Here is a 26,176-nt window from a genome sequence, read left to right as displayed (position 1 = left end):
AAAGTTGTGCGGCGCACGACGGACTTCCTAGTCCGTCCAATACAACATCGACGGACTAGGAAGTCCATCGTACACCCCTTGTTGCAGGAGACTTCATTAAATCAACAAGCCGCTTGCGCCGTTCCGCTACAAGAATGCCAACCTAGGCAAGATAGGGCGTCTGTTCCTGCATTTCGTGGTTGGATGATTCCAATTGCATCAATTGGACGATTTGTTCTAAACGTATCGAAAGGGGGGTGCGGCGGCTCCGTGTCGACGCCGAAGAGCCGCCAGACCTACATTCGATGTCGCGCGAGGGAAATCCGGTCGCTCGGACCACACCGAACCACCTTTGATGTAACGATACAAAAACATGACTGCGCCCCTAAATCTCCTAAAACGCCACCCCAATACAACGTTTTCGATCGCGTTGCGTTGGATCGGGGTGTGCACGATCTGGATTGCATGCGGCGTCAGTCCTAGCCTCGGGCAAGTCCCACAGCCGTCGACGAGTCCGTTCCCGCAAAGTCCAGCCGCCCAAGGCGTTGGTCCCCAAGGCGTAGGCCCTCAAGGCACGGGAGCGGGAGGTTTTGCTGGCGATACGCCTCTCGGAGCCGCTCCACCGCTCGATCCGTTGCAAAATTTTGGTGGTCCTACTGCGGGCGATTTTGATGCATCCCAGTTTGACAGCAATCCAGGATTCTCGGACTTTGGAGCCACGCGAGGTTCGTATTCGTTCGATCCCACGATCATTGGCGACTTCTTTGGCGGCGGTTTCTCGAGTTTCCAAGGCACACAAACGGTCACCTTCAACCAACTGCTGTCTGGCGACATTCAATCGGGCTTCGCTGGCTCGCCCAACTCGATCATCGCATTCGAAGTCGGCGGCGACTTTCCTCACGACGATATTTTTACGACTGGCACCGGCTTCGACAGCTCGGGCAACGGCAGCATCGACACGTTCTTTTTGGCCGAGCCGCTACCTTCGTCGGACGCTCCCACGTCGCCTGGCCCCGGTTTCGTTTTCAACCCCAGCACTGCGACTGCGGTTCATGCCGGAGGTGCCGCCAACCCTCCGCCTGGAACGCCGATCATCTACACCGATGGCGACAACTGGTTTGTCACCTACCAATACGATGGCGCGGTGGGTGGACCTCACACCGAGTCGATCCCCGTTCCTGGGCCGGGCGTTTCCACACGACGAGTCAAAGTCGCCGAGAACTTTTCGCCGGCGGTCCGCCATCGAGCCTACCTGAACTACAACTTCTTCAACGACGCCTTTGGCGGCCTCGGCGACATCAGCCGTTACACGTTGGGGATCGAACATGTTTTGCTGGAAGATTTGATCTCGGTCGAGTTCCGATTGCCGACCGCTGCCACCTACGGCAGCACCCAGACACTTGGAACACGTCAAGATCGCAACTTTGAGATTGGAAATTTCACGATCATCCCCAAAGCGGTGCTGCTGTATGACCGTCATTACATCTGGAGTGCGGGCGTTGGCGTTAGTGTCCCCACCGCCGATGACACACGGCTGCAGAGCAACGGACAAGACTTGTTGGTGGTCGAAAACGAAAGCGTTCACTTGCTGCCGTTTACCGGATTGATGTATCGCTACAGCGACGACCTTAGTTTCCAAAGTTACGTGCAATTGGACATCGCAGCCAATGGCGATCCGATCCGCGGAAACCGAGTCGGTGACACACTTCCAGTGCTTGGCAAATTTAACGATTCCACCTTGATGCACTTGGACGTGGCGGCAACCAAGTCGATCTACCGAAACCCAAATCGCAACTCGGGTTTGATTCAACAAGCTCTGTTGAACACCGAGCTTCATTACACCGCGACGCTGCAAGATACCGATGTGGTTTCCGCCGGTGGACTTCGCTACGCCAATTTGGCCAGCAACTTCAATATTCTCAACGCCACGACCGGTTTGCACCTGGTGCTAAGCGACAAATTAGTGGTGACGCCCGCGATGTCGATTCCGCTGCGAGATGGTTTGGATGAACAGTTTGACTACGAAGCGATGGTCCAAATCAATTATCTGCCTTAGCACGTCACCAACCTGTTCGCGGCGGTGCATTAAAAGTTTGATGGCTCTCGCCTGAGGAAGGTGGAACGCACGGACGACGTAGTCGCACGGTATCACTCGCAACCACCTGGCCTCCACCCCATCGCGCCAATGCTCCTGTTCTGTTCGTCTGCCAACCGTCGACGCAATGAGTCACTCTGGATCGCCTTGCCGATCGCGGTTGTGTGTGCCGTGGGAAGTGTTTGCTCGCCGCCGTCGCTGATCGCCCAAGCACCGTCCCTGCGAGATCCATTGACGCTCGAACCATTGACGTTCGATCCGTCCCAACTCGATTCGTCCCCATTCAGCCCGTCTCCGCTCGAGCCGTTGACGACGGACGTTGGCGAGGATGCGGCGTCCCCTATCTCTGAGTTGCAGAGACCGCTCGATCCGCTGCCGAACTTTGGAACTGCTGCCACAGGCGATTTTGATTCGACGCAATTCAATACCGACCCGAGCTATTCCGAGTACGGTGCGACGCATGGGTCGTTCTCGTCGACCCCCACCGTGATCGGCGATTTTTTTGGCGGTGGTTTTTCGAGTTTTGCGGGAACGCAAACCGTAACGTTTTCTCATTTGTTGCCAGGCACGATCTTGCCCGGTGGCGGTGCGGGATCGCCCAATTCGACGATCGCGTTCGAATTCGGCAACGACATTCCGCACAATGACCTTTTCACCACGGGTACCGGATTCGATAGCTCTGGAAACGGCAGTATCGACACGTTCTTTCTGGCCGAACCGTTACCCACCTCGGACGCCCCAACCTCGCCGGGGCCCGGGTTTGTGTTCGACCCCAGCACTGCCACGGCCGTTCATAGTGCCGGCGCGGCGAACCCGCCTTCGCAGAATGATTCACCAGCCCTTTACTTTGACGGCGACAAGTGGTTCGTCACCTACAGTTACACCGGCGAAGTCGGTGGAACCGGCACGGCATCGATTCCCGTTCCCGGTCCTGGCGTTTCCACGCGACGCGTCAAGGTCGCCGAGAACTTTTCTCCTGCAATCCGCCATCGTGTTTATTTGAACTACAGCTTTTTCAATGATGCCTTCGGAGGACTGGGGGATATCAGCCGCTACACGCTCGGGGTCGAGAAGGTTTTGTTTGAGGATCTAGTCTCGATCGAATTTCGGCTGCCCACCGCTGCGACTTATGGCAGCACTCAAACGTTGGGAACACGGCAAGACCGCAACTTTGAGATCGGAAATCTGACGATCATTCCCAAAGCGGTGTTGAGCTTTAACGAACATTACATCTGGAGTGCAGGGCTTGGCGTCAGCGTCCCCACCGCGGATGACACTCGTCTGCGCGACCACAGCGGTCGCGACTTGTTAGTGGTTGAAAACCAAAGCGTCCATCTGTTGCCGTTTTCAGGACTGCTATACCGTGTCAACCCAGACACCACGTTTCAAACCTACCTGCAGCTCGATATCGCCGCCAACGGCGACCCGATCCGTGCGAATCGCGTCAACGACGCGCTGCCGGTGATCGGCAAGTTCACGGATTCGACGTTGATGCATCTTGATGTCGCCGCCACACGATCGATCTATCGCAACCCAAAGCGTGGCGAGGGCATTATCCAACAAGCCCTGTTCAATACCGAACTGCATTACACCGCGACGCTGCAAGATTCGGACATGGTTTCGGCGGGCACGCTGCGTTACACCAATTTGGCCAATCATTTCAACATCGTCAACGCAACCGCAGGATTTCATCTGTTGGTCAACGAAAAATGGGTGGTGACGCCGGCGATCTCGATTCCACTTCGTGATGGATTGGACGAACAATTTGATTACGAAGCGATGCTGCAGATCAACTTCATGCCCTAGAGATCACGTTCAAAACAACCCTGCCGCAAACACTTCGTCGGCCGCGACGGCGAAGCCCTTGTCGTCATCATCCGCATCAAACCATAGGCTTTGTTCGCCTTCCGTAGTGTCGTTGGCTGAGCCGCGATTTTCGTTCAAGTGATTGATCACCAACAACGCATCAAGTGGCGAAGTGGCACCATCCAAATTGATATCGGTGGCTGCTCGTACACGTGCCAATGATTCGTGGGCCAATGATTCGTGGGCCAATGATTCGCCTTGACCACCGCCTTGCCGATTGAGCTGATTGATGACCATCAACGCATCGTTTGCGGTAACCTCTCCGTTGGCGTTGACGTCCATTCGTGAGGAGATGCCAAAACCCGGCACCACGCGAGGGAAGGTGTAGTCGACGCTGACCGAGCTTTGATCGATGACAACGGATGCTTCGGCGACTTGCAATTTCAGCACCGTCACCGTGCTGGGTAACAATGGATCGGAATTATTGCCGCCGAGTGAACGGCGATACAGGTTCGCCACCGCGATCTCGTCGACACCATCTTGGTCAAAATCAGCGACGGTCAAGTCGATAGGATTCAAGACATCCTGGATCGATTTGACCAAGCGGAAATTTCCGCCGCCATCGCCCACAAATATCTCGATCACATCATTGCTGTTACTGGCGACGACAACATCAAGCTGCGAATCGCGATTGAAATCCCCCACAGCCAATGTGGACGCTTTGGCAGTCACCGTGGTACTCGAAACCAAACGAACTTGACCGCCATCCAATCGCAGAACTCGAAGCGTTTGACGTTGATCCAGAGCCAGGATCTCTTGCTGCTCATCGCCATCGATATCCGCTAGCGTCACGTCGACATACTTGCTGGTCAGATTGGGATCGGATTGCCCGTCGGTCAGCGGCGAGAAACTGCCATTGCCGTTGTTCAGTAGAATGCTGATTTCGCTTCCGCTATCGCCACTGGACGCACCACTTTCAAACGTCGTGTCGTAGCCGATTCCGACCACGACAATATCGTTGTCGCCATCGCCATCAACATCCCCGGTCGAGACCGATGTGATTTGCGAGGCGTTGACTGGTAATGTTTGGGGTGCGAATCGTCCATCCGGTGCAAACAACGTCAATTCCGATTGCCGGAACGACGCGACCACCACCGTAGGCAACCCGTCGCCAAAATCGTCGATTGCCACATCGATCGCCCCCGCAGCGATCGGGAACGAGTCATACGAATCGTTACCAAAGTAGACTTGTCCTCCTTCGCTTGGCAGCCCGATGGCGGCAACCGCGATCAACGGCGTGCCCGAACGGTTTGCCGAGGCTGGCGGGTAGGCGAAGACCGATTGAGGCCGATTGTCTAGCGTCACTTCACGTTGCAGCGATAGGTTTCCACCAACCACATCAATCACGCTGAGCGTTCCCGATAGATCGCTGGCGACGATCATCTCGAGGTCGCCGTTGCCGTCCATGTCCGCGGCGGTGATCGATCGGGCGAGCAACCCTGCATCCAATTGGCTGCGGACGACGCCCGGGTTATCAGGAATCGTTTGACAACTCGCAGGCACTTCTGCCACGACCACCGCTTGGCCGCTGACCAAACCGGTAAAGAAATAGTCTCCCATCACATCGGTCTGCGTTTCTCGTTCGCCGATGTCAAAGCTGCGATCTCCATCGGCATCGATAAACACGCGTCCTCCCACCACGGCTTCGCCGCTATCTTCGCTGCCGTTGCCATTGGCGTCACAGTAGACATGACCTCCGACTCGCGTCGAAAAGTTTAACACGACGGTTCCCGTGGCGGTGTCAATTCCATCGCTTAGCGTGTAAGTGAACGAATCACTCAGCCCCGCAAAATTAGGATCGGGCGTGATCGTGATGACACCTGCGAGCGATGAGATCGTCGCGCCGGCAACCGTCGTCGCCGGCAGACTCGAAATACTCAAGGTCTGGTTCGATTCGTTAGCCGCACCGACAAAATCGTTTGCTAACAAACTCGATTCTTGAATCGTGAACGCTTGCCGCGTGCCAACGTCGACGACATCATTCCCAGCGATCGGTGGATCATTGACGGCGGCGATATCGACACGCACGGTCGCCGATGCGGTTTGGCCTAACGAATTGCTAACGGTATAGGTAAAGACATCTTGTCCAAATTCGTTGGCGCGAGGCACGTAGTTGATCCCGTTTCCGCCCGGGGCGATCGTCACGTCGCCACGGTTTGCCGCCGAGACGGCCGTGACGGTCAACGCTCCGGCGGGCAAGTCGTTGGCCAGCACATTGACGAAGGTCAACGGATCGTCTTCGTCGATGTTCAACGTATCATCCACCGCCGTGACAATCACCACCGCGACTCGTTCAAAGGCGCCGATATCGGGAAAGGCCTGGCCGTCGCCATCACCGTCTAGTGGCCGCACCGTTCCGCGTGCGTCCACGAGAACTTGTGTATTTCGCGCCGCATCAATCGCGGGGCTTTGTGCCGCTAGCGCGCGGGTAAACACCGGACCTCCATTGTCTTGCAGCGGCCCGAGCAACGGATCGGTATTGTTCAAATCACTGGGGTCGCTAAACCCCATACTTGTTCCGCTATCCAGATTGCCGCCTAACGAAACAAACGTGCCGGGCAACGCAAACCCGTCGCCTGCGGCAAACAGACTCGATGCGATCGAAATCGGTTCACCTTGTGCGGCAATATTGGATCCCGAGCTGATCGCTTGATTCTCGGCAACGGTCGAGAACAAGATCGAGTGTTGCACCCCTGGGGCACTCGTTCCGACCGCAATCCCACCGCCTTGTAATCCAGATTGGTTTCCCGTGATCGTCACATTGGTCAAATCAAAACCCGCGTCGGCAAACGCGATCCCGCCACCGTCCGAACCGGATTGGTTGTTGGCAATCGTGACGGCTGACGCGGTCAAAATCGGATTGCGAAGATTGCCGAGCAGTCCGATACCGCCGGCTCGACCGCCCGACGCGGTGTTGGACGAGATCGTCGAGTTGTTGATCACAAGATCAATATCGATCGCGCCAATGCCTCCCGCCTCGGTCATCGAAGTGTTGTTGGTGATCGTTGACGAATTGATCGTCATCTGCTGAGTCAACGAATTGCTCACCGCGCCGATGCCTCCGGCGCCGGGGCTTTGGCCTGCGGTGGTTCGATTGCCATCGAGCACCGAGTCCTCAAGCACTAGATCGATATTCACCAGAGCGATCCCGCCTGCGGTCGGTGCTTCGTTTTGCCGAATATCGGCGTTACGAATCGTTACCACGCGGTTGCTATCGGGATCGGCAAGCAGTGCCACCGCACCGCCTCCTTGATCGAATTGGTCGCCCTGGCCAAGCACTTGGTTTTGCAAGAATGTCGTACCATCGATTGTGCCGCTGTAGTCCACCGATTCCAAACCACCGGCTCCGGCAACTGCCGAGTTTGATTCGAACCGACCGCCGCTGACGTCGAACACAAAATTGCTCTGTCCGTCGCCAAAGATATACAAGCCGCCGCCACCCGAATCGGATCCCAACGCTTGATTGGAAGTGAAATCGGAATCGGTCACGGTGATCGAAGAACCTTCGAAATAGACGCCTCCTCCCGAGTCACCCGCCATGTTGTTGGCGATGTCAACGGTGTCCAAAATCAAACTGGAATTGAATCCCCTGACGTTGACGCCTCCGCCGAGCCCGAAATCGACATCGGAATCGCCGGTATCATTGTTTTCGATCGTCGAGTTACGGATGGTCAACGTGCGAGGTTGATCGGTGGTGGAAAAATCGATTGCACCGCCACTTTCAGTTGCGATGTTTCGGCGGAAGATTGAATTTTCGATTGTCACATCGACTCCGGCCTGTACGGCGCCGCCGGATGAGGTAAAGCCAGGAAAAAGCGGATCTTCATCGGCGCGATTGTCTTGCAGAACCATGTTCCGCAATACCAACGAAGCACTTCCAAAAATGTTGATCGCACCGCCACCAGAACCATCGCTTGCGACACCGTTTTGGATCGTAAAGTTATCCATGGTCACAGTGTTGGGGGGACCGCTGCTGAAAATATCAAACCCGCGAGAAACACCACCACCATCGATCACGACATCCGCAGGGTTGGTGCCAACACCGAGAAAGTCGATGTCTTGTGACGAGTCGTAGTCGAAACTGCCGAAATTCGGATTGATGTTGTAAGTCCCTGCGGGAATCTCGATACGGTCGAGCCCCGGATTGTTGTCCGCAGCGATGATCGCGGTACGAATCGAGCAGGTCCCATTTCCGGGTGCGGGCGCGGCGACACAGACACCGGCTTGCGGATCGTTATCGGCGACGGTATCGACCACAAACGTCGCCAACACGCGGCGGCTTTCCAGCGCCTCGACCGACAAACAGCGACGGGAACGACGAGCAGTTCGCAAACCGCGACGCATAGAAAAACGGGGCATGGGTTGTCTCAGGGCTAAGGAGTTCCCGTTAGGATAGGGTATAACGCTATTGTGAAGCTAATTGGTCCGGTAAGATGCTGCAAGTAAATTGCGTGTGTCCCTATTCGGATGGCCTCATTTCCTTGTTAATGACTTCGTATTTGAAAATTCCGGTGAGGATCCTGTAGTGAACTTTGTTGACGTGATTGTCAAATTGGGTAACGAGACCAACCACGTCTACAAGGCGAATTTGCCCTTAGAGATCGGCCGGATGGACCATGGCGAGGAATTGCTGCGTACTCAGAACGTCGGCAATGGCAACTTCCGCCTGGCCGTCGCACCGATTGATATGATTGGCGTTTCGCGGCGTTCGTTGCGAATCGAAGACAATGGCGAGGGGGGGCTGCGATTGGTCAACATCCACTCGACCAACAGTTTCCAAATTAGCGACGAAAACTTGAGCGTCGGCCCCGGGCAATCCTTTTCAGTCCCAGGCAACGTCACCGTCCAATTGCCTCAGCAATTGATCCTGAGCTTCACGCTGAAATCGATGAAGGCGCCGGTCGAATTCGACCGCACGATGCGGACACTCGACGCGGTCGAATCGAGTATGACGCTCGGCAACCAAGACGCTCGGCTTGGGCAACTTAAAAACGAAGCCAGCGACAAGAATCCCGCCGCGGTCGCGGTCAGCTTGGTCCGACAAGCGTTGACCGTGGTGCAAAAGGCCGCCGGGTCGAACGAATTCTTCGAAGCGGCAGTCCGTGCGGTTGCCAACATGATTGAACTCGATCGTGCGTATGTGATTCTGTTTGAAAAAGAACACTGGACCGTTCGCTCGATGTTTTCGTTCGAATCGGATTCGTCAATCAATTTCACCGACAGCAAAACGGTCGAACCGCTACCTTCGGGCAGCACTCGATTGTTGGATAACGTACTGCAAACCAAGAAAACGGTGATCTACGAACCCGACAGCTATCTGCAGACCGCGGGCTCGTCGATGATCAGCCTGGATCGTGCCGTCGCTGCACCAATGTTCGACAAACGAGGCGACGTGATTGGAGTCGTCTATGGCGACCGCCGCGTGGTGGACGAACGAAGCAACGAACCGATCGGAGAACTGGAAGCCGCGTTATTAGAAGTCATGGCCAGCGCCGTGGCCTCGGGGCTGGCACGCCAACACGAAGAATCGCTGCGAGCTTCGTTGACTCAATTCTTCTCGCCCGCGGTGACCGATCGACTCGAGAAAAACGAAAACCTGCTGCTTGGCCGAGACGCCGAAGTCACCGTGTTGTTTTGTGACATCCGCGGCTTCAGTGCGGTATCGAAACGGGTCGGCCCCGCACGCACGATCGAATGGATCAACGATGTGATGACGGAACTGAGCCAGTGTGTGATTGAAACCGACGGCGTTTTGGTCGATTACATCGGCGATGAATTGATGGCGATGTGGGGAGCTCCGGCGCAACAACCCGATCATGCCCTGCGTGCTTGTCGAACTGCGAGTTTGATGCTGGAACAGATCGAGCCCCTCCGCCAAAAATGGAGCGACATCACCAGCGACCAGTTCGGCTTTGGGATTGGAATCAACACGGGGGTGGCCCAGGTCGGTAACACCGGATCGAAGGTCAAATTTAAATACGGACCGCTCGGCAACACCGTCAATGTGGCTAGCCGCGTGCAAGGGATGACCAAGGCATTTGGAGTGCGAGTCCTGCTGACCTCTTCGACACTCAGTGAAGTCGAGAAGTGCCAAGGAGCAGCGAGTGAGATTGTGCTGCAGACGCGTCACTTGGCCGACGTCAAACCGCTGGGGATCAACGAAGTTGTCACGCTGTTTGAATTGAATCCCGACGCCAACCCAAATTGGCAACAGATGCGGCTGAGTTACGAACGGGCGCTGGACTGTTATCACAAAAGCGACCTTGCCGGAGCCGCCAAGGAACTCGCGTCACTGGTCTACAAGAATGCCGACGATACACCGAGTGTGTTGTTATTGGGCCGCGTGGTCGACGCGTTGACGCACAAGAAAACCATCGTCGATCCCGTGTTCGTATTTGAACACAAGTGATGAACGCGGAAGACGCTGCAGTGCCCAAGTCGTCTGCGCAAACGTGATGCGACCGTTTTTTGCGAAAGTGTGCCGTAGCGGAAGTCGTCAAGACTTTCGTTCCACGACGGGCACCCCTCCAAAACGCTTGCAGGCTTGTTGATCTAGTAAAGTTTCCTGCGGCAAGGGCGTATGATGGACTTTCTAGTCCGTCAATGGTGGATTCGACGGACTAGGAAGTCCATCGTACGACTAAAACAACAAGCCGTTGACGACTTTCGTTCCACGACGGGCACCCCTCCAAAACGCTTGCAGGCTTGTTGATCTAGTAAAATTTCCTGCGGCAAGGGCGTATGATGGACTTCCTAGTCCGTCAATGGTGGATTCGACGGACTAGAAAGTCCATCGTACGACTAAAACAACAAGCCGCCCGCGACTTTCGTTCCGCGACGAGTGCCCCTCCAAAACGCTTGCAGGTTTGTTGATTTAGTGAAGTTTCCTGCGGCAAGGGCGTATGATGGACTTCCTAGTCCGTCAATGATGGATTCGACGGACTAGGAAGTCCATCGTACGACTAAAACAACAAGCCGTTGACGACTTTCGTTCCACGACGAGTACCCCTCCGAAACGCTTGCAGGCTTGTTGATTTAGTAAAATTTCCTGCGGCAAGGGCGTATGATGGACTTCCTAGTCCGTCAATGGTGGATTCGACGGACTAGGAAGTCCATCGTACGACTAAAACAACAAGCTGCCCGCGACTTCCGCTACGGCTTTCAGACAGAACCTAGTCCGAGATTCGGAAACGGACGCCACCGAGGTCTTGGGGATAATCGAAGACTTTGGAGTCGAAGATATCGTCGCTGGTGAACCATGGTGTGCCATCCGGACGCCGATACATCTTTTCGGCCTCGGCCTTATTTAGCGGACGTGCACCGATGCGGCCAAAGACCGCGATCTGATTTCCACTTTCATCAACCGCACGGTCACGGTCGATCCCACGGCTAATTGCCAACGCATGCCCGTTTTTGGGCAACTTGTAGCTGGCAACCAAATACGGCTGTGGACGAGGACTAAAGCCATCGTTTCCATGCACCTCGGGACTGGTCAACTGGATCACCCGCAGTCCATTTTTGCCATCGGCGACGTAGGCGAATTGGCTGACGTTGGTGATCCCTAACTGGACATCATGAGCATCATTGATGCAACCGTTCGCGTCATAGATCTGATCCACATGAGCTCGTAGCGGATTTTCGACATCCAAAATGGCAAGCCCGTGTTTTCCAGCAGCAACATACGCATAAGTTCGTGCGACGTAGATGCCATGTGCATCTTCCAATGGCACATGATGAACCACGTGCGGATGCGCAAGATCGGTGCAATCAAGCACCTTCACGCCCTCTTTATCGGTAACAAATCCATAACGGAACTGAACCGCGACACGGTGCGGGTGATCGAGCTCGTGGTGCCCCACCACGCTGGTGATTTTCGGTTTCATGGGGTCATCTAAATCGACCACCACCAGGCCTTCTTCGCAACAGATGTAGGCATACGTCCCGACGATCGAGATCGATTCGGCTCCATCGAGTATGCCGTCTGGATTGAACGTCAACGCGCGTTCCAAGAAATTATTCAGCGGATTGCCGTCAAGCAAGGTACCGGCACCGACCAAGATCAAACCTTCTTCTTTGTCGGTCACATAGATGTAGGCGTACAGCGGATGAATCGCGGACTCTTCATTCGCAGGGTCCTGTTTGCGAGTCGGATCGGGCGCGATCGTGCTCGGTGCGGCGACGCCGGTGGCATGTTTGGTTCGGACATAGAAACGTTGCCCGAGCGGCGAGACCGGTGCGGTCGTGATCCGCTCACTAAATGCCTTGTGATCGATGAACGCGATGTCGAAAACGCGGAAGCCACCTTCACCACAAGCCGCATAGATGTACTCGCCACGGTGTTGCAGGTCCAAAATCTCTGGTTTGCGGTAACGCAGCGAGAGTGTCTCTAAAATGTCGCGACCGGGATGCTCGTGACTGTGTTCGAGTTCGCGGTCATGCTCGAGATGCTCTTCGTAATTTTCCGGATAGGCAAGCTGATGCAGCGAGCTGCCGATCACCGCTTGTGGCTCGGTGTTCTCGGTCACCACGACCGCTTCGAAACCATGTTCACCGGCAGCAACGTAACAGTACTTGCCAATAAAATTGGTGTACCCCGTTCCTTGCATCAACAACTGGGTCATGATCGCGTTGTTGTCGTTATTGACCGAAAGATGGCAATCAGTACAGCTTTTGGTTTCGTAAACGCCGCCGTGGCCGGGATCGGTTTCGTTGATTAACCCGGCACCACCGCGAACGGTGTGAGGCACATTGGTGCTGAACGCAATGCCGCTCATGCCATCGCCGCTGATCGTTTGTTGCTGCGTGTAGATCGCCTCGCGGTTGGCGTTGTAGCTGGTCACGTGAATCGCACAACTGCTGCGTGCAGGACCAATTCGATTCCCCGTCACTGTACCATCGCGAGCAAGCATAAAGACATCGTCGCGTAGCGTTTGAAAATTGTAGCTGGTTCGGTTCCGCGTGACGTCGCCTTCGTTGTGTAGTTCCGGTGACTTGATGTTCGCTCGCTGTGGCAAATGGCAACCGAAACAGCTCGGATTCCACGAGCTATGGCAAGCGATGCACGACATATTTTCGTTGCGATGAGCACACGCCAATAGATCATTAGTGCTCGTTCCGCCCCACGTTGGACGTCCGTCGGCGCCCATTCGCACCGTTTTGGCGGCATGCGAACGTGCGTTGTAGTCGGGATGGTCGGGGCGAACGGTGTCGGCGGTTTGTTTGACTTCCCAAAACAGATCCGGTTCGACGGTGCTGCGTTGGATCAACCGGGGTGCTTTTCCGGGTTCACGCAGGATCTCGAAGCGTGGTTTGTCAAAGGTGGTGCCGAGCGTCAACAGATTCGTGCCGCCTTCGGGCGCCGCCGGACCACTGGTGGGCAACCGTGCCACTTCGCCGGCCTCGAGTTGTTTGTCGACCTTTTCGACCAGCGATTCTTCGGCCGTGCCGTGGCAATCGATACACTGAATCTCGATCGCCGCGCGGACTTCGCCATACAATTTCGTATTGCCATGACTGTCTTGATAGAAATGGCAATCGACGCAGTGCATCCCTTTTTCCATGTGGATGTCTTGCATGTGAACCGGAGCATCGGGACGACACCTGCCAACTTGTTGTTCAGTCGGCGTGGACGGTTTGACCGCCTCTTGAAGTTGTTCGGTCGACACCTCGGGTAGCGGATCGTTCTTCCAATCCAACAACGTGCCGTGACGGTCTTTCTTGAACACCGCTCGGTAGACCCAACCGTGACCGTGGAAATCCGCGAACTGCGTGTGCCGTAAATGAGGATTCAAGTCGCTGACGTTGGCCAGGAATTCGGGATCACTCCAATGCCCGCGTGCGGCCGCTTCGTTCGGGTTGGACTCGGTTGCCCGCATGTATTCTTCGGCGGTCAACTCCTTTTGTTCTTCCGGATACATCAACTCGCCATCGGTTTCGTTATCCCACCACATGTAACCGAGATAACTGTTCAACACGTTCGTGCCTGGATGAATGTGACACACCATACACTGGCTTGTCGGCATTCGCAGTTCGAATTTGTGCTGGATCGGATGGCCGGGTTGATCCTTGCGAATGGTCGGGTCGATGTATTTGACCCATTCATCTCGCTCCGCCGCCGCGGTGCCGTTGTTGCCGTATTTGGCCAAGAATCCGCTGGCGGTTGGACTGCGATCGTTTGCGTACAAAACGTGACACGCGCTACAACCGCTGCTGCGATAATCGCCGGGGTGATCATTGGTGCCGAGGAAGTTCAGCGTCGGATCGAGCAGCCGTGTTTTCGCCAAGCCGATGTAAACCGGGTCAGTCCGGTTTTCAGTTCCCAAACCTCGCAGACTCAAACGTTCGCGTGGGCGACCGGGTTCTTCGAGTCGTTCGGGAATCCCGATCTCGGGCCGGAAACGACCACCGCGTTCAAAGATCCGCAATACGTTACCGGGCTGGCTGACTTGATACGGGATCAACGGGTTCAGCGACGCCAGCACGCCTTTGTGTCGCATTTCGTATTCCGTCGGCGGCGGTACGGTTTGCATGATCTGCGGTTTGCCATTCATGCTGTACGATTCGCCGTGCTGAGGTCGCTTGTTCCCCGTGGCACCGTTGTTGTACAGAGCAGCGCCCCACAACATACATCCGTTGGTCATCATGCTCTTGCGAAGCTGTAGCACTTCGTTCGCGTGACATTGGCCGCATGCGATGTGGGCGACTCGTAAATCACCCGGGTTCATAAACCGAATGAACTCGGGTGATTCGTGATTCAAAATCGTGTAACTGCGAACCGGATTGGCCGAGTCTTTCCAGGCCGGTCCGTATTGAGGCCAAACATGGGCGGTTTTGATATCGGTCGACGTGGCATCGCCGCCGTGGCAATCGGTGCACCCGATTTGGATCGAGTTCACCGGATGCATGTGCCCGACATCGGTGTGACAATGGATACATCCGACGCTTTTCGCATGGGCATCGGCAGCAGACTGACGAGCGAGATCGTCAAAGCGTAGATCTTCGGGAATCGGATAAGACGCGTTATCCGCGATCCCAAGCCGGCGTGCTAAATCCCAGGGATCCTCGCCGCGACGTCCAATCCCGGGCTCACTCGCTCCGGCAACACGTGCTTTGCCGTGGTAGCTTCCCGAGGGAAAAGGAATTTTCTGTGCGGGAATGTTTTCGGGCGGAATGTTGGGTGGAGCCGCGGTCACGATCGGCGCAGCATGCGAATCCGTCGCGGCCACTTGAACCACAGGTCGGTCCGCCGTGGGACGCTCGGATTCCGCTTGACGGTTCGCGTTCAGAAAATCACGCAGCGTTGCAATTCGCTGCTGAGGCGATTGAGCCCATCCCGCCGACGACGATGCCAGACACACGAGAAAGGTCAGCTGAAAGATACGTCGGCAGTTCATCAATCCATTCACCCAATCACTGCCAGCGTATTTGCTAGCTAGAACTCTAGGACCAGTTCGAGGAAGCCCGCCACGTGGTTGCGGAGCTCTCCGTTGAAATTCTGGTATAGGTCTTCCAATCCATTGCCGCCAATGAGTGTCGCGAGCCCACCCAATAACAGAATGTTATTATTTAGCAGCGGACGGTATTCAAGGCCAGTGCTAATATCGGTGCCGATGAATTTGTCGACCTCTCCTGTGAAGAGATAGGTTTCCAGTGACGAGGTGTCTTCGAACCACAAGAAGTTGCAGTTGTTGATGGTTTTCAGCCGCGGGGTGATGTCGGCGTCCAACCCTAGATTGAACAGATGCAAACCGGGATTCACGAAGTTGGTTTGGCCTTGGAATTTGCTCTGCCGCATGCTCGGATTCAAACTCAGCCGGTTGGTCAGCTCGACGCCGAACAGCCGGATGCCTTGGCGTCCCCAATAGCTAAATTCATTTCCGGCAAAGTTTGGATTGGGAAAGATCGCATCGAATCCGGTCGCTTTGTCATCGTTGGTGTCGCTGTCGCCGGAATTGAACAGGTAGGACGCGCGGAAACGAACCCAGTCGCGGTCATACGACAATTCGATCGCAGCCATGTAGGCGCTGATGTCGACTTCACGTCCAGCGATCGGATTCAAATCGTCGCGGCCGAACACGTAATAAAACGCGCTGCTGACGTTGATCCGCTCCATGTGACCATTGTTCGCCGCACCGAAGTAGTACGAGCGAACATCGTGCGGCTGGAAAACACCGACTGGATCGGGACGAACTAGAAAATTGTTCTTGTCGAACTCGAACGAGGCCCGGTCATGGTTGGCATGAAACGAAACGCTCGCGGTGTTGCCGGGGTACAGAAAGTCTTGGCGATAGTAGTTGGCGATCCAGGTATTTTGGTTGCGATCGTCATCGATGACGTTTAGCAAGCTGTTGGTCTCTTTCTCGGTTTGATCAAACCACATCAAATTGAACTGATCGCGATTGCTATGCCGCGTTCCGAATAGCCGGACACCGCGGTTGATATCCGCGAAAATGAAGCCGCGGAAATCGCTGACAAACGGCTGGCTGCCGACGCGGACCGAGGCAAAGTCGTAATAGGGGCTGAGGTCCGAAATTTTGGATTCAAAGAACCATTCTTCCAACGCGAAATCGTCGCGATGACGACTCGTTCCGTCACGAACATCGGGGCTGACAACGCCAAGCTCATCGGCAACCAAATGGTTCACGTTGTGGACCAAGTTCAATCGAACTCGCCAATCGTTGGGTTTAAACGACGTGTTGCCGTGAAACAAATCGATCGCAAACGAGGTGTACTGAGCCGCCAGAAACGAGTCGGGATCTCCAAAAAATCCAAACGCGCCTGGATTGCGAGTCGCCTCGAACGGCGTCGTCGGGGTCGGCAATTGACGGCCTTCGAGCAGCGTTAAACTCTTGCCTTGCAGCTTCAAAAACGTGTGCTGACCGATGATCGGATAGTCACCCTTGAGCACGTTCTGGTTGTAGGGATCCCAAAACGCGCCTTCGACGCCTAAGTAGTCATCGTTGACCGGATGGCCTTTGCCGTAGCGGTCGGCATCGGGTTGCCCCAACCGCCAACGATCCTCGACCGGAATAAAATGGCTGCTGGTTTGATACTCGGTCGGCAACACGCCGCTGGGGCCCGTAAAGCCGTAGGGTGCATCACGCGGTGCGACGTACAATGGATTGGTATCGTCGAGCCGGTCCAGGTTGATCCGCGGCAGTTCGTCTGCGGGTTCAAGCGGATCACGCAGCACTTCGGGACGGATTTTTGCATCCAATTCCACGTCATCCTGGAATGGGTCGACGTGCTGAAACGAGTCGATGTCGCTTCCGCCCGCATCGGGCCGAATTTCCTTGATGATCGAATCGGACGTCTGGCGGATCGTATTGCTCAGCAAATCGCGAAACGAACGTGGCGAATTCGGCTCACCCTGCTCTGGCATCGGGGCAGGCTGCTTCTCGGTTTGCTGCAGAGCCGCAGCCTGTGGATCTGGCACAACCTCGAACTGGACCGTACCGCCCGCCGGCGTGGCCGCGTCGTTTCCGCCGGAATTCAACAATTCTCGCAGCGTCATTTGGGTGATGGCAGGAGAATCGTCGCCATCGTCAGCGCGCAAACTGACTCCGCCCCCAACGAGGGCCAAAGCGATGGCGATCGTGATTCCCCGAAGTTCCATCATGTTTGTTCAGTCGTCTTCACTCGCCTCAGCAATGATTTTCGGAGGGTGCTACCAGGTTGTGTCTGCCCCCTTCACCCAACTCGCTCGCTAAAGTTATCGGCCGAAAGTGGGGGTTCGCTTTGTGCCGTTTGGTGAAATCGTGCGGATTATTCGGGTTGTCAGGGAAAGCAAAATCGCAATCTGCCTCGTTTCGCCTGCCATCCGAAGTAAGATGAGGGGGGAGGCAGCATTTGATAGCCCTTCGCACGTGCCCTCATCCATCCTGTTCGCTTTCCCCCGTTTTTTGCGGCGAGTAATCGTGAATCGTATGACAGTTTCATCCCTTGGTCGCCGCCAATCCAAACGGCGTCTGTTGGCCGAGCGACTCGAGTCGCGGCACCTGATGGCCGGCGGCGATGTGCTGGGGCTACACAACGACCAATTGCCAGCCGATGTGAATCTTGATGGGCATGTGTCCACCCTCGATGCCTTGGTGGTGGTCAACTATCTGCAGCGATTCGCGGGCGACAACGAGGCGAGCGAGCAAACTGGCGTCGCAGAAACCGAAGCGGTCGCGACATCGCAATCGATGGTCGACGTCGATAACAATGGTCACGTTAGCGCGCTCGACGCGCTTGTCGTGATCAATCATCTCAATCGCATGGGCATCGGTGAAGCGACTGCGCTCGCCGAGTTGCCGACGGCCGACTTCGCGAATATCGCTAAAGCCAGCCAGGTCGATAGCGATGGGGTATTCCAAGCCGCGAGTGACGAATTCTTCGCATCGCTCAATGCCGCCGAAAGTCTCGGTGACCAAAACCTGCTCGAAGCAAGTGATGTCCAAACGCTGCTGCAGCGTGCTTCGATGGCCACCAGCAGCAACGATGCGATCATTGCGGTGGTCGATCGCAATGGTCGAATCCTCGGCGTCCGAGTCGAAGACGGCGTTAATGCCGATTTGATGAACGATCCCGAACAACTGGCGTTCGCAATCGATGGCGCCGTTGCCAAAGCTCGCACCGCAGCATTCTTTAGCAGCAACGCCGCTCCGCTGACCAGCCGCACCGTTCGCTTCATCAGCCAATCGACGGTCACTCAGCGCGAGGTCGAATCGTCGCCGATCAATGACGATCCCGCCTATCGTGGCCCCGGGTTTGTCGCACCGATCGGGGTTGGCGGACACTTTCCACCCGAGGTGAACTTTACCCCGCAAGTCGACTTGTTCGCGATCGAACATCAAAGCCGCGACAGCCAGCTGCATGCCGGTGCTGACGGGATCACCCAGTCGACGGTCGAAACGAAGGACGACCAAACCGAAATCACCATCGCAGGCGACGACTTTGCCCTGGGTTCGCGATTCAACGCCGATCCTGCGTACGTCCCGCGAAACGCCGACGAATTCTTTCAAACATGGCCCGAGTCCTACGGCGTCGCAACCGAAACGTTTCTGGACAGCCAATCACGAGGCGTCGCAACGTTGCCCGGCGGGATTCCGCTCTACAAAGTAGTCACCAACCCCGACGGCTCGACGCCCAACGTCCCGCTGAGCGAATCGTTCAACTTGGTTGGCGGAATCGGCGTCTTCTTTCCCGGCGAAGACGGCTTTGCCACACACGAACAAGGGTTCCAGCACGCCAGCGAGCGAGGTGGCTCGGCTCAAACCGAGAAAGAACGCACCAATGCATCGAAGGTGCTCGAAGCCGAGTTCACGGCATTGGTTGCCGCCGCCGGCACAGGATTGGTGGGCCCTTCGGCATTCGTTCGTGACTTGAGCGAATTCAATAACGCCTTGCCATCGCTTCCCGATTTCTTCTTGCCTACGGGTCGAATTGACCTCGTCGGCATCACGCTGGAAATCTATGGACCGCACCCCGATCAATCATTTCGCCAACCGGGTATCGATCGTCTGATCCAAGTCGGACGTTCGCTCGGTCGAGGCAGCGATTCGGGTGAAAACAAAGTCGTCAACGGAGACGGCGACACATCGCTCGCCGGACAATCGGTCCCCGAAGGCTGGTTGGTGGCACCGCATGATTCGGCCGTCGATACCGAATTGACCGCCGAACGAGTCGAGCAGATTATCCTCACTGGCGTGAACGAAGCGGACCGCACGCGGGCGGCGATTCGATTGGACATCGACAATAACTTCCGTCCTGGTGCGAAAACACGCATGGTACTAGCCGTCGCGGATACCAACGGCGAACTGTTGGGGCTGTACCGAATGCCCGACGCGACCGTCTTTTCGATTGATGTCTCGATCGCCAAGGCTCGCAACACCGCCTACTATGCCGACGCCGACGCACTGCAAGCGGTCGACCGCATCGACTTCAACGGCGACGACGTGTTTGGACCGATTACCCAGTCCCTGGAAAACCCTTCGGGTGACACCGTGCCGCTGGGCACCGCACTGACCAACCGCACCTTCCGTTTCATTGTCGAACCTCGCTATCCAACCGGTTCCAACGTCGACCCGTCACTGGGTGGCGGTTTGCAAAACGACTCGGCCGCAGATCTATGTGACCAGAAACCAGGACCATGCCAGCAAATTGCACCGCACAGTATTCTGCGAACCGCGGGAATCAATCCGGTCACCGCAGAGAACATCGTCAACGACCAACCGCTGGACTTTGACGTCTATGGCAGTGCAACCACCAATAGCTTCTTGGCGTTTGATGCCTTCAACCCAAGCCGCAACTTCCGCGACCCAGGTGACGCCGTCGTCGTGGCTGGCACCGATGAAGTGCAACCGCTAGCAAACCAAAACGGGGTCGTTTTCTTCCCCGGCAGCACTCCGCTTTACATCGGCAACTCGCAAACGACGCTCGTTGGCGGATTTGGTGTCAGCGGTGACGGGGTCGATCAAGACGACGTGGTCACCTTTGCCGGGCAACAGGGATTTGATCCCAACGCCTCGATCCGCGTCGATCAATACGTTGTCGGTGGCGTGCGGCTGCCATTCCAGAAATTCAATCGCAACCCGTTTGCTAGCTAGCACCGCGATAAACCTTGCCGGTTGTTCTAGCTGTGATGGATGATTCGATTCCCCGCGTCAAGGTGGTGCGATTGTGCCGATCCTTTTGGCAAGGCGTTTTGTTTTCTTGCCAAACGGATGGACGATGAATATCTCGAATCGACTTCGATCGATCGCTACGGTGTCACTTGGCGTCGCGATGAGTCTGGCGACCGCTTCGGGCAGCGTTGCCCAATCTCCCCGCTACTACGACGACGCGTTGTATTACCAGGGAAGTGAGATCGTCGACAACGAGATGCCTTATTACGAGGGGTCTGACGACGAAATGCCTCACGGCGAAATCAACGATTACGAGATCGTGCAGGATCATGCCGACGTGCACGAGCATGCGTCAGAGCATCCTGCCGAGCACGGCCACGAAGAGTTCCACACTTCGCACCACGGCATTTGCCTTGATCCCGGCCATCCTCGCAAACCCAAACACGATCAACCGGGCGACATCAATCGCGGCGATTGTCCCCCGAAGCGTTATCGGATGGACGATTGTGCTCGAGCGGGCAATCCTCATTGCGTCGCCCCGTGGGCCAAGTGCAGCCCCAACAAAAAGTACAGTGCGTGGTTCGTCGGCGGTGGAGCCGCATTTTCAAAGGTCCCCGATCTGCATCCAGGTCTATTGCACCGAGGCCGCGATCGTAAAACCAATGCCGACCATGGCTACGGCGAAGGCACTTGGGGAATGGATTACAGCGGCTTGTTCGGTCACGCCAACGTGTGGCTGAAATACACCTGTGGCCGAAAACAAGGCGGCGAGGGAGCGTACCGAACCGATGGCGAACCGAAAGTCATCGCACGCGTCAAATCGCTGTTCGAACACGACCACGGACATCACTAGCGATTTTGCGGTGATCGCTGGATTGGCGACGGTAAGATACTGTTCGGAAATAACGTCGTGATTCCAGTTATGTTACAAATCACGCGGGAAGTGTTTTCTTTGTAGTGGACGAGGCAACGAGTCCCGTGGGATTGAGTCTTCGGTGAGGGACTTGTTGCCTCGTCCACTACGATTCTTGAGGGACTCGTTGCCTCGTCCACTACGATTCGGATTACAGATCGGCGAGCCGTTTTTCCGCGTCACCAAAGTGATCCAGCTTGACGTCCATGCGATCCATGATCGAAAGGTACATGCTGCACAGCTTTCGCTGCTCATCCCCTTTGTCTAGGTAATCGAGCACGCGGCCGGTTTTCAGTCGGCCCGATAAACCGCCAGTCAACAACACCGGCACCTTGTTGGAATCGTGGGCGTTGCCCGACCACATGCTCGAAATGAACAGCAAACATGAATGGTCCAGCACCGTGCCGTCCCCCTCGGGCATCGCATCCAACTTGCTGGCCAAGTAAGCGTATTGGCTGCAGTAGTACCGCGAGATCCGTTCATACTCGTCCGACTTGTCGCGGTGAGATGCCGAGTGATGCGTGCTTTGCACATCCAGAAACGGATAAAACAATCCTGACAGGTCACGGTTTAATAACAGCGTGGCGACGCGAGATTTGTCGGTCTGGAAACCGAGCGCGACGATGTCGCACATCAACCGCATGTGTTCGCGAATGTCTTCGGGCAATCCATCGTCGGGCCGTTTCATCATCGCGATCGTTTTGCCATGATCCTTGGCCCGCGATGCGGCCTTGTCGCGAGCTGCTCGCATCGACGCGGCTCGCTTTTCGACTTCACGAACGCTGCTCAAGTACTCTTCGAGCTTGGCTTTGTCCGCCGAGCTGACGCGGTGACTCAGCGACACGGCGTCTTCGCGAACACGGTCCAGGATGCTCTCGTTGCGACGGCTGCCGTGATTGTCAAACAACGCGTCAAAGGCGAGCGACGGATAGACCTCCATCGGCACCGGGGACGTCGAGTTTTGCCAAGAAATGTGCGAACTGTAGGCCATCGAAAAATTGGTTTCGTGATAACCGGTCACCGGTTGCTCACAGCCCAAAACCATACTGGGGACCGCCGTCTGCTCTTGAAAATGGTTCGCCAGCTTTTGATCCATGCTGATGTCGCCACGCAGCTCGGATCCCTTTTGCAGGGGTGCCCCTGACAAGATGTTCCCGGTTTGCCCTGGGTGAATGCCAACGCCCGTTGCATTTTCGTTGAACAGCCCGGTGATAAAATTCATCTTGTGTTTCAGTGGTTCCATCGGCTGCAAACTTTTGCCCAATTCCATCTGGTCGCCACTTCCCTTGGCCCACCAATGGTTGCTGTTGATCCCGCACCCCATAAAGACGGCTGCAAAACGTTTGGGGGAATCGGTGGGATCGTTGCCGGCCACGGTTTCGCTTCCCCAAACCGGAATCGATTCCAACCACGGCAGCGCCATCGCGACACCGGTTCCTCGCAGCAGCGTGCGGCGAGACAACCGATGGGAAGCCGCAGACGAAGAGGCCGCGGCAGGTGTTTTTTGTTGAGATCGATCCATGCTAGTCTTCATCACTCGAGTTCCAATTGGGTTCGTTTATTTAGAAACGCCGGGCTCGTCACAACCACTTCGATCATGCTGCTGAAACGGTAATCCTGTTCCGCCAGCGTTGACCGCATTTGAGCAATCGTTGCCTCGTCGGAAAGCTGCAGTGTTCGCCCAAGTCCATACGCCAACAGATTGCGGCACAAATTGTCAACAAAGTCGTCTTGTCGTTGGTTGCGAATGTATTGCAGCAGCCCCGCCAGTCCGCTGCCTTCGCTCTTGTCCGGAAACACCGCGGTGTCATCCACGGCGCGGCCGCCGAGATCGGCATCGCGTGATTCGCCCACCGGTCCATAGCCTTCGAACGCTAAACCAAACGAGTCGATTCGCTCGTGACAGCCAGCACAACTGGAATCGGCACGATGACGCGCCAAGGCCTCGCGAAGTGTCAGATCACCGAGTTTCGATTCGTCCTCGGGCAATTCGGGAACGGTCGCCGGCGGCGCGGGTACATTCTCGCCGAGCATCCGTTTGACCACCCAATTGCCGCGTTTGACCGGACTGGTACGCAGTCCCGGCGAGTTGTACGTCAAAAAGACAGCCATCGGCAACATTCCGCCTCGTCCCCAGCGACTTGCCTGTTCGAGTTTGCTCCAACCTTCAATGGAATCCGCAATCGGTTCGGCGGGCACGCCATAATGGCTCGCCAACTCGTGATTCACAAACGTGTAGTCCGCATACAAACACTCAAGCACCGAGGCGTCGCGAGCGATCAAGTCCAAGAAGAAGCGAATGGGTTCCTCGTACATGGCTTGCCGCAGCTCGTCAGTGAACTGAGGGAAACGGCCGCGATCGACTCCGTTGTGCTGTTCGAACCGCCGGAAATCGAGCCAGTTGCCTGTAAACTCCGTCGCCAATCCATGCCCCCGTTCGTCCCGCAGCATGCGGCGAACTTGTTCGACCAGCACGCCGGGATCGTGCAAACGCCCCGATGTGGCAAGTTCCATCAACGCCGAATCGGGCATGCTGGACCATAAAAAATAGCTCAGCCGGTTCGCCAGCGCCACATCAGCGAGCGGCTGCACGCCCGGCGTTCGCTGCGACGCAATCGTTTCGCCACCGCCGTCACCGGGCAGATCGACGCGATAACAAAAGTGAGGTGACATCAACACGCGAATCACGCTGTCGCGGATCGCATCTTCGTGACTCAGCCCATCGACGTCACGCAGCGTTTCATAAAACGCGACCACGTCGTCACGTTCTTGACTCGACAGCGGGCGGCGAAAGGCACGCTCGGTGAATTCGACTAACGCCTGAACGTGGACCGGTTCGGACTGAATTTGCAGCTGCTCCAGTCGCCGGAATGTCGCGGACATATCGTCAAAGTAGCGGCGAATCGCCGTCAATGCCCGCTCGCTCGATCCCAATCGGCGGGCTTTGGCAATGTAAACCTCTGCCAGTCCTTGGACTTTTTCAGCGGATGTCGCATCTTTGTCCTCGGCACGATAACGGTCGAATTCACGGTCTCGCATGAACTTCGAATCTGTGCGATCAAACCAAATGAATCCACTGTATTGCCGCATCGGTGCGGAGGTGACGAAATCAAGCTCGGTCCACAATCGATCGATCTGCCGCTGCTGCGATTCATCGAGCATCAAATCATAAAGCGGGGCATCATCGCGAAAGTATCCCATTTGGCTATGGAATCCCGCGCTCAGAAATCGTCCCGTCAACTTCTTTTCCGATTTCGCATCCAGGTACACTCGAGCACGTTCGGAGATGTAAAAGGCGTCGGGAAAAATGCTGCAGAACCGCTCAAGCGATTCGTGCATGAGTTCCTGTTCCGCATCCTCCGATACCGTCATTGCCTTGGCGGCGGACGATCCCTCGGGCAAACGGAGATCCCCTTCGGGCAATGGCGTGCCCGAGTAACGTCGACGATTCTCTACAAATTGCCGGTTCTTCCACAGCACCAATGGTTGCGAGCCATTGTTCATTTCGGGTGAGGTCAAGTTTGGTACATCGGGAACCAAGCTTTCGCGTAGCGTCGTGACAAACTCAGCCATCTGCTTGCACTGCGTCATCGCATCGGCCTGATGTTGCTCCGTCGCTCCGGCTGGCAACTCACGCCACATCGCTTGTAGCGCGGCGATCACGCCCACCGATTCCGCGTCGCCCGTCAACATGGTCCACAACGTCTCGGCATAGCGAGCACTCAAACCTTGCTGGCGAGCCAGCTCCGCCAGCGTTACGCCCGAGCGTCCCAGCGCGTCTCGATTTCGAAACTGCCAAAGCAGTACGAAGTAGGCGTCGTAATCCGTCCGTTGCCGCTTGTAGAAATCGATGATTCGATTGACACAAAACTTGTCGCGATCGGTAGGGGTGATCACTGGATGGGGCGCGAATTCGAATCCCGTCGGTGTTAACGCCAAATGCTCTGACACGAACCGAGCGGCCGCGAGGTATTTTTTCAACAGGGCAGGGGACATCGTCAGCGATTCCCCCGAGTTGTCGAATCCCGCTTCGTTGGCCGGATCAATCGGAAACGCGTTGGCCGGTTGGATATCCACGCCCGTCAAATCACGAATCGTGTAGTTGTACTCGGCATTGCTCAGCCGACGGGCCAACACGACGCCGGGATCCCCAGCGGTGCGTTCGGCTTCGGCGTCGCGGACCGCTTTGATCCAGCGGACTACCGATTCCCGCTGCTGCTGTGTCGGCTGCTCGTCCGCATCCTCGGGAGGCATGTCGCCCGCCTCGAGTCGCTCGAGCACGACCATCCAGCGGCGAAAATTCTTGACGACCGATGCCACGTCCTGGTCAACGCTTAGATCCAAGTCGCCTTCGCGAGTCACGTCGTTATGACAATCGGCACAGTGCGACTGCAGCAGCGGCGTGACGGTGTCACGAAACGTGACCGCCAATGGTTGTTCAGCGATCACGGTGACCGTATCTATTACGAACAAGCAAGCAACAACAAAACGCAACGTTTTCATAGGTGCGTTGGACCAATGCGGGGCAGGGCAGGGGGGCTAAAAAAGGCAGCCAGGTGGGAAAGGAACGATGCATCGAGAATGCCACCACAGTCTACAGACTATCCCCTGATGATGGTCACCTGAATTCGTCCCGCCAGGCGAGAAAACCGGAATTGAGCAGGAAAATCGGCTCTCGAGAGCGAATTGATCGATGAGTTCCCCCGGCGGTACCGC

10 protein-coding genes are annotated in these 26,176 nt (G+C 56.1%); 5 read left to right on the top strand and 5 right to left on the bottom strand.

What is annotated here, in order from left to right:
* The first annotated feature begins 352 nt into the window (after positions 1-352).
* Both ABEA92_RS16215 and ABEA92_RS16210 read left to right on the top strand, forming a co-directional pair.
* The gene (locus ABEA92_RS16215; protein ID WP_345684887.1) at positions 353-2,035 is read left to right on the top strand and encodes a hypothetical protein; all 1,683 of its coding nucleotides are present in this window, start codon (positions 353-355) and stop codon (positions 2,033-2,035) included.
* A gap of 129 nt (positions 2,036-2,164) precedes the next feature.
* Positions 2,165-3,880 (top strand): hypothetical protein, encoded by a 1,716-nt coding sequence (locus ABEA92_RS16210; RefSeq protein ID WP_345684886.1) that lies wholly within the window; start codon positions 2,165-2,167, stop codon positions 3,878-3,880.
* A gap of 9 nt (positions 3,881-3,889) precedes the next feature.
* Here ABEA92_RS16210 and ABEA92_RS16205 read toward each other — a convergent pair whose 3' ends face one another.
* Positions 3,890-8,299 carry an FG-GAP-like repeat-containing protein gene (locus ABEA92_RS16205; RefSeq protein WP_345684885.1) on the bottom strand — a complete coding sequence of 1,470 codons (4,410 nt, stop codon included), beginning with the start codon at positions 8,297-8,299 and terminating at the stop codon, positions 3,890-3,892.
* A 166-nt stretch (positions 8,300-8,465) separates the two neighbouring features.
* Between ABEA92_RS16205 and ABEA92_RS16200 the strand changes: the two genes are divergently transcribed.
* Positions 8,466-10,349 carry an adenylate/guanylate cyclase domain-containing protein gene (locus ABEA92_RS16200; protein WP_345684884.1) on the top strand — a complete coding sequence of 628 codons (1,884 nt, stop codon included), beginning with the start codon at positions 8,466-8,468 and terminating at the stop codon, positions 10,347-10,349.
* 763 nt (positions 10,350-11,112) lie between these two features.
* Here the strand turns inward: ABEA92_RS16200 and ABEA92_RS16195 are convergent.
* Both ABEA92_RS16195 and ABEA92_RS16190 read right to left on the bottom strand, forming a co-directional pair.
* The gene (locus tag ABEA92_RS16195) at positions 11,113-15,333 is read right to left on the bottom strand and encodes a hypothetical protein (RefSeq protein ID WP_345684883.1); all 4,221 of its coding nucleotides are present in this window, start codon (positions 15,331-15,333) and stop codon (positions 11,113-11,115) included.
* Between the two features lie 38 nt (positions 15,334-15,371).
* The gene (locus ABEA92_RS16190) at positions 15,372-17,558 is read right to left on the bottom strand and encodes a hypothetical protein (RefSeq protein ID WP_345684882.1); all 2,187 of its coding nucleotides are present in this window, start codon (positions 17,556-17,558) and stop codon (positions 15,372-15,374) included.
* A 307-nt stretch (positions 17,559-17,865) separates the two neighbouring features.
* On the opposite strand from ABEA92_RS16190, the gene ABEA92_RS16185 reads away from it, so the two are divergent.
* Complete coding sequence (locus ABEA92_RS16185; protein ID WP_345684881.1) at positions 17,866-20,529, top strand: dockerin type I domain-containing protein; 2,664 nt, start codon at positions 17,866-17,868, stop codon at positions 20,527-20,529.
* A gap of 124 nt (positions 20,530-20,653) precedes the next feature.
* Entirely contained in the window at positions 20,654-21,400 is a 747-nt protein-coding gene (locus ABEA92_RS16180) for a hypothetical protein (RefSeq protein ID WP_345684880.1), read from the top strand.
* 211 nt (positions 21,401-21,611) lie between these two features.
* On the opposite strand, the gene ABEA92_RS16175 is transcribed toward ABEA92_RS16180, so the two are convergent.
* Positions 21,612-22,994 carry a DUF1552 domain-containing protein gene (locus tag ABEA92_RS16175; protein WP_425572445.1) on the bottom strand — a complete coding sequence of 461 codons (1,383 nt, stop codon included), beginning with the start codon at positions 22,992-22,994 and terminating at the stop codon, positions 21,612-21,614.
* Entirely contained in the window at positions 22,994-25,909 is a 2,916-nt protein-coding gene (locus ABEA92_RS16170; protein WP_345684879.1) for a DUF1592 domain-containing protein, read from the bottom strand. Before ABEA92_RS16170 ends, ABEA92_RS16175 begins: the two co-directional genes overlap by 1 nt.
* Positions 25,910-26,176 lie beyond the last annotated feature (267 nt).

The organism is Novipirellula caenicola, assembly GCF_039545035.1.
In the GTDB taxonomy this organism is placed as follows: domain Bacteria; phylum Planctomycetota; class Planctomycetia; order Pirellulales; family Pirellulaceae; genus Novipirellula; species Novipirellula caenicola.
This window is presented reverse-complemented; position numbering and strand designations above follow the sequence as displayed.

What these genes read in the sequence shown, in the direction of transcription:
- ABEA92_RS16175 (WP_425572445.1), bottom strand. Translation starts at nt 22,994, where the DNA reads ATGAAGACTAGCATGGATCGATCTCAACAAAAAACACCTGCCGCGGCC.
- ABEA92_RS16195 (WP_345684883.1), bottom strand. Translation starts at nt 15,333, where the DNA reads ATGAACTGCCGACGTATCTTTCAGCTGACCTTTCTCGTGTGTCTGGCA.
- ABEA92_RS16210 (WP_345684886.1), top strand. Translation starts at nt 2,165, where the DNA reads ATGCTCCTGTTCTGTTCGTCTGCCAACCGTCGACGCAATGAGTCACTC.
- ABEA92_RS16205 (WP_345684885.1), bottom strand. Translation starts at nt 8,299, where the DNA reads ATGCCCCGTTTTTCTATGCGTCGCGGTTTGCGAACTGCTCGTCGTTCC.
- ABEA92_RS16190 (WP_345684882.1), bottom strand. Translation starts at nt 17,558, where the DNA reads ATGATGGAACTTCGGGGAATCACGATCGCCATCGCTTTGGCCCTCGTT.
- ABEA92_RS16180 (WP_345684880.1), top strand. Translation starts at nt 20,654, where the DNA reads ATGAATATCTCGAATCGACTTCGATCGATCGCTACGGTGTCACTTGGC.
- ABEA92_RS16215 (WP_345684887.1), top strand. Translation starts at nt 353, where the DNA reads ATGACTGCGCCCCTAAATCTCCTAAAACGCCACCCCAATACAACGTTT.
- ABEA92_RS16185 (WP_345684881.1), top strand. Translation starts at nt 17,866, where the DNA reads ATGACAGTTTCATCCCTTGGTCGCCGCCAATCCAAACGGCGTCTGTTG.